Source organism: Pseudomonas tehranensis (genome assembly GCF_014268615.1).
Lineage (GTDB): Bacteria > Pseudomonadota > Gammaproteobacteria > Pseudomonadales > Pseudomonadaceae > Aquipseudomonas > Aquipseudomonas tehranensis.
In genome coordinates this window covers 1-8,930 of record NZ_JABWQV010000210.1, presented here as the reverse complement: position 1 = coordinate 8,930, position 8,930 = coordinate 1, and the positions used below count along the sequence as shown (strand labels likewise).

Genomic DNA, 8,930 nt, shown 5'->3' with positions numbered 1-8,930 from the left:
GCAGCAGCCCCCAAACCAGGCAACTCGGTGCGCCAGGAAGATTGCGTTAACTGCTTTAGGGCCGCTACGCAGCCCAACGGGGATAAATCCCCTCGCCACAAGGGGCACTTTGGATTCACCTTATGGGGGCTTCAAACTCCGCGCCGAATGTTCAACAAGCCGCTACCTCAGCCTTTGGCCGCCATCGCCGTTACTTCTACCCGCATCCCTTCAACTGCCAGCGCCGCTACGCCCACTGCGGCGCGTACCGGCCAGGGTTTGGCGAAGAAACGCTGGTACACCTCGTTGAAGGCCGCGCGGTCGGCCATGTCGGTAAGGTAAATCGTCAGGTGCAAGACCCGGTCCATGGAACTGCCGGCGCCTTCCAGGGCCGTTTTGAGTGCCTGCAATGTGCATTCGCTTTGCAAGGTGATGTCACCCAGTTCCAGGCTGCCGTCAGGGCGAGTGGGAATCTGGGTGGAAACCAGCAGGCCGCCGAAGCCGGCGATGTCGGAAGAGATGGAGTCCGCGTCCGGGTCGGGGATGAACGTGATGTCTTGGTTTGCCATGAAAGCCTCTTGTTCAGGAAAGGGTAATGGGGCGGTCGCGACGCAAGCGGCCCTTGCGCGGCCAGTTTACCGTCCCTCGTCTAGCCTTTCGTGATTTCCTTTCTCTGCTCATGTACGCCTGCGTCTGATGAGCGAGTTGGACGGGCTGGTTCAGCCAGGCTGGAACACCAATGTCTCGCCATCTTCCGGTACCCGTATCCGACCTTCGAGCCCGGCCATCGCGGCGGCGTCGCGCAGTGCTTTGCGCGTCGTCGGGCAGTGGCTGATCGCTTCGAGGTGATTAGCAACCACGGTCCCGCGAGACAAGCGGGCGAACGCCAGGGTTTCCTCGATGCCCATGATGATGTCGCCGCCTAAATCAAACCGCGCCCCGCCTGCCGGCACCACGCTGACCTGCGGTTGATGGTGCAAGACAAACTCGCGCACGGCGGGGCTGAGCAGGGTGTCGCCGGTGAGGTAGACGCTGGGTTCGCCAGGCAGCTCGATCAGGTAACCGACGCCGTGCTCCATCAGCTTGCCCACCAGGCCCTGCCCATGGGTGCACCTGACTGTACGGATCGTGCCGCCCAAAAACGCGCCGGGCTGTTGGTGTTCCTTGGCAAGCGGCTGGACATTCAAGCCCCGCTTGGCGAGATAGGGGGCGTCATGGGGTGTGCAGATCACCGGGATCTGTTTTTCCCTCAACCACCGCTTGGCGGCTCGGTCCAGATGATCGAAATGACCTTTCTGGCAGTGCGTGATCAGGCAGTGAGTCACGGTCTCCAGGTCGCCAGCCGTAGACGCTGGCAGTTCCACCAGTGGATTGCGCTGGGTGGCACCGAACAACCGAAGCGGCGGCAGCATACCTTTGCCGGCCAGCATCGGATCGACGAGCACACGATACGGGCCGGATTCAAGGATGATCGTGGCGTTACGAATTTGCTGAATTTTCATGGAGCGTTCCTTTTTTGGGCGAGCGCTTCATGGTGTCGATCGGCGGTGATGGGCATAATGGCCGAATCTGACATCATTGATTCATTTCAAGCCATGCCTCAAAAACTTCGTGTCGGTCTACTCTTGTTTCCCGGTTGCATGCCTGCCGGGCTGTTTGCGTTCGCCGATCTGCTGCATGCGGCCAACCGCAGAAGCGGCCGGGTGTTGTTCGAGGCGACTTATGTCGCCCTGCAAGCAGGCCCGGTAACCTGTGCACATGGCATAAGTCTGCAAGCGCAGGCGGCCTTGGGCCGTTGCGAACTCGACGCCGTCCTGGTCCCCGGTTTCTGGGCCGAATCGGCCGAGCAGGTGAACGCGGTACTTGCCGGGCAGACCCAGCTGTTGAAAGCCCTGTCGAAACGTCCCCGACGCCTTCAACTCTGGGCTTACTGCACAGGCGTTTGCCTGCTGGCCGCCTGCAGGCAATTGGACGGGCAGGGCGCGACGGTAACGTGGTGGCTGGCTCAGGCGATGCAGGCGCAGTATCAAAAAGTCCGTTGGCAAAGCGATCAGAACTGCGTGTTCAATGAGCGAACCGCCACTGCTTCGGGGGTGAATGGTTATTTGCCCATCGCGGAAAAATTGATCGAACAGAGCGTCAGCCGTGATGTGCTGCGCGACATTACCCGGCTCATGGTGCTTGCGCGCCCAGCGATTTCTCACGCGGCGTTCCAAGGGATCGCCCTGGTCCAGCAGCCCGATGGGTTGCTGCGTCGGTTGCATGGGCTGATCGAGCAAATGCCAGCGGAACACATCACGGTCAAGGCGCTGGCGGGGCGGCTCGCCATGTCCGAGCGCACGCTCGCGCGCAAGGTCGGCAGCGAAACGGGCCAGACCGTCGCAGCGTACGCCCGGTGCATCAAGCTGAATCAGGTCAGCGAACGCCTGACGTTGACATCATTACCCCTCGCCAGCATCGGCGCCGAGCTGGGTTTCAGCAGCAGTTCCAACCTGCAACGGATGTTCAAGACGCTGACCGGGCTGACGCCGGTGGAGTACCGGCGCCAGTTCGGGCGGGTGTGACGCCGGGGGACGGATCAGCTGCGTGCCTCATCCGTCTCGTTTCGATGATGGTCAGGCCAACTGTCGACGGGGCGCGCACGGTCTTCGTTGAACATTTCGGTGAGCAACGCGTTGGCGCGCTGGTAGGCGTCGTGCCTGAACTTGAGGTCGTCTTCCGGCTGGGCGACGATTTCCTCCAGCATCTGCAGATTCAAACGACGGAACTGATCCGCGCGCTCGCGCGCTTCGTAAGCCCCGACACCCATCTGCACCAGCGCATTTCGGCCCAATGCCAACGCGCTCTCGAAGGTTTCCCGCTCGGCGGTCTCTACGCCCATCTGCCGCAGGGTGATCAGGTGCCCCATGTCCCGCGCACGGACGATCAGTTTCAACGCGGGGAAGTGCTCCTGGGCCAGTCGGGTCAGCGTCAGGTTGTCCTGCTGGTCGTCAATCGCATTGATCAGCACCACCGCCTGGCCGGCGCCGGCCGCGTGGAGCAGATCGAGGCGCGTGGCGTCGCCGTAGAACACTTTTACGCCGAATTTGCGCAGCGTCTCGATGTTGTCGGGGTCATGGTCCAGCACCACCACCTCGACGCCGCAGGACATCAACAGACGCCCGGCGATCTGCCCGAAGCGGCCGAACCCGGCGATGATCACCCGTGGGTTCTGCTGATCGACGAGGTCGGATTCCTGCCGGTTTTTCTTGGTGGCGGACTCTACTCGATCCAACAGCAGGATCAGCAACGGCGTCAGGCACATGGACAGGGCCACCGCCAGCGTCAGGCTCTTGCCCCACTGGTCGGTCAGAATGCCGGCCAGCGTGGCGGCGCCGAACACCACGAAGGCGAACTCGCTGCCCTGGCCCAACAACACCGCCTGCCATGAGCGTTGGCCGGCAGGGACGTTCAGCAAACGGCTGACGCCCTTGATCACCAACAATTTGATCAGAATGAAACCCAGGGTCAGGGTCATGACCTTCAGCGGAGCATTGATCAGCGTGCCGAAATCGATCGACATGCCGACACCGATAAAAAACAACCCCAGCAGCAAGCCTTTGAACGGTTCGATGTCGCTTTCCAGTGCATGGCGGTATTCAGAACTGGCCAGCAGCACCCCGGCGAGGAACGCGCCCATGGCCATCGACAAGCCGGCCTCTTCCAGCAGAAAACCGAAGCCGAACACCAGAAACAGCGCCACGGCGCTGAAGATCTCACGCAGACCCGACCGCGCGGCGAAGCGCAACAGCGGACGCGTCACGTAGCGCCCCAACAGCACGACGACGCTGATGGCTACGACGATTTTGATGATCGAAAGCACCAGAGCGGTGCCGGACGGCGTGTCGCCGTGGGCCGCCAACAACGGAATCATGGCAACCAGGGGAATGGCCGCGATGTCCTGGAACAGCAGGACGGCGAAGCTGCTGCGTCCGACGGCGGTCGACGTCAGGTTGCGCTCGTTCATCGCTTGCATGGCGATGGCCGTGGAGGACAGGCTCAGGGTCAGGCCGACCAGCAGCGCGGCCGTCCAATTCAGCCCCAGGGCCGCGCAGAACACCGCGATTGCCCCGCCACAGGCGAGCATCTGCAAGGCGCCGCCACCGAACACCATCCTGCGCAGCGCCCAGAGCCGCTTGGGATCGAGCTCGAGCCCGATGACGAACAGCATCAGCACCACGCCGATTTCGGCGAATTCCAGAATCGCCTTTACGTCAGTAACGAGCTTGAGTCCCCACGGGCCGATCACGCATCCGGCCAGCAGATAACCCAACACCGGGCCCAGGCCCAACCTGACGGCAATCGGCACGATCAACACCGCCGAACCCAGGTAGATAAGCAGTTCAATCAGGCTGTGAGTCTCCATATCAATCTTCCTTCCAGGAGGCCAGGCGTGCGCTGTAGTGTTCGATTTGTGCGTCCAGGGTCTCGCACGCGCCGGCATACGCGCCGTGTACCACGACCGGCTCCAGCCAGCGCATGTGGCAGTAGAGGGCCGTTGCGTGGAGGGGCTGGGCCAGCACCTGGAAGCCCGGGTAGGCGCCGATCTGGAAATGATCATGGTTGCCACCCGTGGAGACGGCCCACAGCAGGGGCTTGTCTTTGAGGACTGTGGCGTCTCTGCCATAGGCCCAGCCATGGGTGAACACTTTATCGATCCACAACTTCAGCAGCGGCGGCATGCTGTACCAATACATCGGGTGTTGGAGAACGAGCAGTTGGCTCTGTTCGATGGCGCGCTGTTCGGCCTCGACGTCGATGTCGAAGTCCGGATAAAGATCGTAGAGGGACCGTATGACCACGTCCGGATTGCTGGATGCCCGCTGGAGCATTTGCTGGTTGACCCGTGATTGGTCAGGGTAGGGGTGGGCGTAAATGATCAGAATCATCAGGGCAATTCCGGTAGGCCGGTCCTGGTCAAAAGGCCGGATATCCTACCGAGGAAGGCGCGTGTTGTTTAGAACATTGTTTGCCGGCGTGTCGTGCCAGGGTCAATTGAGCGGCAGCGAGACCTTGACCTCCAAGCCGCCGCCCCGCCGATTCCTGAGGGTCAGCGTGCCGCCATGCTCCAGCACCGTCGCCCGCGCTGCCGACAGCCCCAGCCCGACACCACCGGTGTTCTTGTTGCGCGAGCCTTCGATGCGAAAGAACGGCGCGAAGACTTGCTCGTGGAACTGCGGGGCGATACCTGGCCCGCGGTCGTGGACGCGAATCTCGACGCGGTCCATGAACGCCTTGAGCTGAACGCCCGGCTCGCTGCCATATTTACTCGCATTGTCGATCAGGTTGACCAGCGCGCGCTTGATCCCGATGGGCCGGCCCACGTAAACGAACCGATGAGCGCCCTCGAATGAAACCTCGGTGCCGGCATCCTTGAAGTCGTCGACGACGGTGTGCAGCAGTTCGGCCAGGTCGAACGCGGTGGCGTGTTCGAGCCGAGCTTCGTCGCGGAAGAATTCCAACGCGCAATTGACCATCGCCTGCATTTCATCCACGTCCCTGAACAGTCTCGACTGCTGCTCGGCATCCTCAATGAATTCCCCGCGCAGGCGCATGCGGGTCAAAGGGGCGCGCAGGTCGTGGGAGATGGCGGCGAGCATTTGCGTGCGGTCTTGGACGAAGTGCTGGAGCTGGGCCTGCATGGCATTGAACGCGAGTATCGCCTGACGGATTTCGTGAGGGCCGACCACCGGGATGGGCGGCGCCTTGAAGTCCACGCCAAAGCGCCTGGCGCCCTCGGCGAAGCGTTCCAGCGGGGTCGCCAGGTGCCGCGTGGCAATCAGGCCGACGATGAACGTCGATAAAAGTATCAGCCCGATAATGATCAGGTTGCGCATCCATTCCTTCATGCCCCAACTGCGAGAAGGCACGGAAAACTCTACCCAGGAATGGTCGGCCAGTTGGATGAGGACCGCGTAGCGTCTGTCTGGCGCATCGGCCGGCCAATCGCCGGGTTCGTAGGCCTCTACCCTGGCCTCGGGCCGGCCAAGTTGCTTGCGCAGGAACGCCGACCCCTCACTGAACTGCGGGTCCTCGATCAGCGGCAATCGCGCGTCTTCCCGGCGGGGTAACCAGTGCGCGGCGAACCCCTGGTCGCTGGCCGCCCTGGCGATATCGGACCGTTGTCCGGGCGCCACCGAGTCGATGATGCGCGTGATGGTGGCGGCCTTATCCATCAGGCCGGTTTCCATCAGGGGAGGGCGTGCCCAGGTCCCGGCCAGCAGGCCGAACAGCTCGTTCAGGGCCAGCAACGTCAGCATGGCGAGCATGGTGGTCAGGGCAATCCAGCGGGCTACCGTATCGCGTGGTCGACGGAAGGCTGATTGCCGGGGCTTCATCGCTTCACCACATGGGGGCTGAAGAGGTAGCCGCTGTTGCGAATGGTGCGGATCATCGATGGGCCATTGATATCGCTCTCCAGCTTGCGGCGCAGCCGGCTGACCTGGACGTCGATGCTGCGATCGAAGGCGTCGTAGGTTTCGCCGCGGGCCAAGTCCAGCAGTTGCTGGCGAGTGAGGACCCGGCGCGGGTGTTCGGCAAAGACCAGCAGCAACTCAAACTCGCCGGTGGACAGCGGGATCATGACTTTGTCGGGTGAGCGCAACTCGCGACGGGTGACGTCCAACTGCCAGTTTTCGAATTCCAGAATCAGCCGCGAGGTGCTGTTCAGCGTGCCCCTGGCTTCGCCGGTGCGCCTGAGCACGGCGCGCACCCTGGCCAGCAGCTCGCGCGCATCGAACGGCTTGGTCAGGTAATCGTCCGCCCCCAGCTCAAGACCGACGACCCGATCACTCAACTCACCCATGGCCGTGAGCATGATGATGCCGACCGTATGCTCGGCCCGCAGTCGCTGGCAGAGCACCAGCCCACTGTCCCCTGGCAACATGACATCGAGGATGATCAGGTCCGGCAACCGACGCGCCACCGCCTGCCACAGCGCGGCACCGTCGGCGGCCACTTCGACGCTATAGCCATGTTGCTCGAGGAATTTGCGCAAGAGGGCGAGGACTTCGAGGTCGTCGTCCACCAGTAATAGATGGCTCACAGTGGGCACGCAGGGCAATGAATACAGAAGGGAATACTAGGGTCAATCCGGGGCCTGCGTCATATATTTCAACTCGGTAACAAAGTTGCCGAAGGGCAATGTTGTGGAAATCTTCAGGCAAAGAATCAGGGGCAGGATCGCCCCATGTCAGTCAGTTAAAAATAGCCCGCCAACAAGGATAGGTGCATGGCTGTGTTTCCCCTAACTGACCGGTATCGCCCCAATTTCTCGCCGAGATAGCCTTGTATGCCGATCACCAAGCCCGCTCCGCTGTTTGTTCGTTGCACTGTTGTCGTAGGACTCGTGGCATTCGCCAGCGGCTGCACCAGCACGCCCGCTGCAACCCCTGGCAGTTGTGAACATGCGAGCTACACCGTTCATGATCCGGCAGAGCCCGTCAACCGCGGCATTTTCGCCTTCAACCGGACCGTCGATGACTATGCGCTGGCCCCCGTTGCCCGCGGCTATCGCAAGCTGCCAGAGGTCATGCAGACGGGCGTCCATAACTTCGTGGCGAACTTCGGTGAGCCCAAGGTCTTCATCAACGATCTGCTGCAAGGCAACGCCCAACGCTCGGTCAACACCCTGGGGCGTTTCGTCATCAACACCACGGCCGGCATCGTCGGGCTGATCGATGTGTCCGGTAAGCTCGGCATCGAGCGCCACAAGGCCGATTTCGGCCAGACATTCGGCGTCTGGAATCTCGCCCCCGGGCCGATCCTCGAACTGCCGCTGCTGGGAACGTCCAGTTTGAGGGACGCCACCGGCAGACTGCTGAGTTCTGCGGTCGATCCGTTCGGCAGCAACAGCGACACGGTCGATACGCTAGGTACGATCGATACCGTAGGCGGCATCGTCGATGGTCGTGCCGAGGCGCTCCCACTGACCGACAAATTGCGCACTCAACCGGATTACTACGTGGCGCTTCGTGACTCGGTCGCGCAGCGGCGCGCCGATTTTGTCGCCCAGGGCAAGTTGGGCGCGGTGGCGGGGGATGACGCCGCTTGCCAGGAGGGGGGAGACCGTTGATGAGTAACCCTGTATTGGTTCTGCACCGGCGAGTGAAAATCCTCGACAGAGGTATTCTGCATTGCCGGGAGATCGAACTGCAGTTGGCGCAGGACGGCCGACATCTACTGCTCAGCCGCTACCTGGAGTTGTACAGCCATGACCAGGCCGGCGCGTGCGACACCCAGAATTACCGGGTGCCGCTGGCGAGCATGATTCGCTGGATGGTCAGTCATGGGGAGCGGGTGAGTGGTTAGCCCGTGTGTCCGATAGCCTTCATCCGCCAGGGACGCTGCTAGACTTAATCGTCCAGTCCTTCTCTCGGAGACCCGGATGAACAATAAAAACACGATTTGTCTCTGGTACGACGGCGCTGCGCTGGAGGCTGCGCAGTTCTACGCCGCGACGTTCCCGGACAGTGCGGTGCAGGCCGTTCATCACGCCCCCGGTGACTACCCGATGGGCAAGCAGGGCGATGTGCTGACGGTCGAGTTCACGGTGATGGGCATTCCATGCCTGGGGCTCAACGGAGGCCCGGCGTTCCAGCACAACGAAGCCTTTTCATTCCAGGTTGCGACCGATGACCAGGCCGAAACGGATCGCTTGTGGGACGCGATTATCGGCAACGGCGGCCAGGCCAGTGCCTGCGGCTGGTGCAAGGATAAGTGGGGCCTGTCCTGGCAGATCACCCCGCGCGTGTTGACCGCCGCGATAGCCAATCCCGATCAAGCCGCCGCCAAGCGCGCGTTCGAAGCCATGATGGAGATGACAAAGATCGACATCGCGGCCATCGAAGCCGCGTTAAAAGGATAACCCGCAGTCACCGCCGATTCCCTGTGGGAGCGGGCTTGCTCGCGAA

Annotated in this window: 10 protein-coding genes; 4 read left to right on the top strand and 6 right to left on the bottom strand. The window is 62.0% G+C overall.

Annotated features, from left to right (window positions below):
• Positions 1-167: 167 nt before the first annotated feature.
• On the bottom strand, positions 168-548 hold the full coding sequence (locus tag HU811_RS21660; RefSeq protein WP_186658020.1) for a RidA family protein: 381 nt from the start codon (positions 546-548) through the stop codon (positions 168-170).
• A 150-nt stretch (positions 549-698) separates the two neighbouring features.
• A complete protein-coding gene (locus tag HU811_RS21655; RefSeq protein WP_186658019.1) occupies positions 699-1,481 on the bottom strand; it encodes an MBL fold metallo-hydrolase in 783 nt (260 codons plus the stop codon).
• Between HU811_RS21655 and HU811_RS21650 the strand changes: the two genes are divergently transcribed.
• Positions 1,467-2,543: a GlxA family transcriptional regulator gene (locus HU811_RS21650; RefSeq protein ID WP_225248476.1), complete on the top strand. Its 1,077-nt coding sequence runs from the start codon at positions 1,467-1,469 to the stop codon at positions 2,541-2,543. The two genes, HU811_RS21655 and HU811_RS21650, sit on opposite strands and share 15 nt — an antisense overlap.
• 14 nt (positions 2,544-2,557) lie before the next feature.
• On the opposite strand, the gene kefC is transcribed toward HU811_RS21650, so the two are convergent.
• From kefC to HU811_RS21630, 4 genes are all read right to left on the bottom strand, one after another.
• Positions 2,558-4,384: a glutathione-regulated potassium-efflux system protein KefC gene (kefC, locus tag HU811_RS21645; protein WP_186658017.1), complete on the bottom strand. Its 1,827-nt coding sequence runs from the start codon at positions 4,382-4,384 to the stop codon at positions 2,558-2,560.
• 1 nt (position 4,385) lies between these two features.
• A complete protein-coding gene (gene kefF, locus HU811_RS21640; protein WP_186658014.1) occupies positions 4,386-4,907 on the bottom strand; it encodes a glutathione-regulated potassium-efflux system oxidoreductase KefF in 522 nt (173 codons plus the stop codon).
• 102 nt (positions 4,908-5,009) lie between these two features.
• On the bottom strand, positions 5,010-6,356 hold the full coding sequence (locus HU811_RS21635) for a sensor histidine kinase (protein ID WP_186658012.1): 1,347 nt from the start codon (positions 6,354-6,356) through the stop codon (positions 5,010-5,012).
• Complete coding sequence (locus HU811_RS21630; RefSeq protein WP_092399119.1) at positions 6,353-7,063, bottom strand: response regulator; 711 nt, start codon at positions 7,061-7,063, stop codon at positions 6,353-6,355. Before HU811_RS21630 ends, HU811_RS21635 begins: the two co-directional genes overlap by 4 nt.
• Before the next feature lie 246 nt (positions 7,064-7,309).
• On the opposite strand from HU811_RS21630, the gene HU811_RS21625 reads away from it, so the two are divergent.
• The 3 genes from HU811_RS21625 to HU811_RS21615 all read left to right on the top strand — a co-directional run bounded on the left by HU811_RS21625 (position 7,310) and on the right by HU811_RS21615 (position 8,884).
• Positions 7,310-8,092, top strand: a complete 783-nt coding sequence (locus tag HU811_RS21625; RefSeq protein WP_186658010.1) for an MlaA family lipoprotein — start codon at positions 7,310-7,312, stop codon at positions 8,090-8,092.
• Positions 8,092-8,328 (top strand): hypothetical protein, encoded by a 237-nt coding sequence (locus HU811_RS21620; protein ID WP_186658009.1) that lies wholly within the window; start codon positions 8,092-8,094, stop codon positions 8,326-8,328. The genes HU811_RS21625 and HU811_RS21620 overlap by 1 nt, the downstream gene beginning before the upstream one ends.
• Before the next feature lie 76 nt (positions 8,329-8,404).
• Positions 8,405-8,884, top strand: a complete 480-nt coding sequence (locus HU811_RS21615; protein ID WP_092399113.1) for a VOC family protein — start codon at positions 8,405-8,407, stop codon at positions 8,882-8,884.
• Positions 8,885-8,930: the final 46 nt, after the last annotated feature.

Coding starts and splice junctions, on each gene's coding strand:
- kefF (WP_186658014.1), bottom strand. CDS start 4,907: ATGATTCTGATCATTTACGCCCACCCCTACCCTGACCAATCACGGGTC.
- HU811_RS21635 (WP_186658012.1), bottom strand. CDS start 6,356: ATGAAGCCCCGGCAATCAGCCTTCCGTCGACCACGCGATACGGTAGCC.
- HU811_RS21655 (WP_186658019.1), bottom strand. CDS start 1,481: ATGAAAATTCAGCAAATTCGTAACGCCACGATCATCCTTGAATCCGGC.
- HU811_RS21615 (WP_092399113.1), top strand. CDS start 8,405: ATGAACAATAAAAACACGATTTGTCTCTGGTACGACGGCGCTGCGCTG.
- kefC (WP_186658017.1), bottom strand. CDS start 4,384: ATGGAGACTCACAGCCTGATTGAACTGCTTATCTACCTGGGTTCGGCG.
- HU811_RS21620 (WP_186658009.1), top strand. CDS start 8,092: ATGAGTAACCCTGTATTGGTTCTGCACCGGCGAGTGAAAATCCTCGAC.
- HU811_RS21625 (WP_186658010.1), top strand. CDS start 7,310: ATGCCGATCACCAAGCCCGCTCCGCTGTTTGTTCGTTGCACTGTTGTC.
- HU811_RS21660 (WP_186658020.1), bottom strand. CDS start 548: ATGGCAAACCAAGACATCACGTTCATCCCCGACCCGGACGCGGACTCC.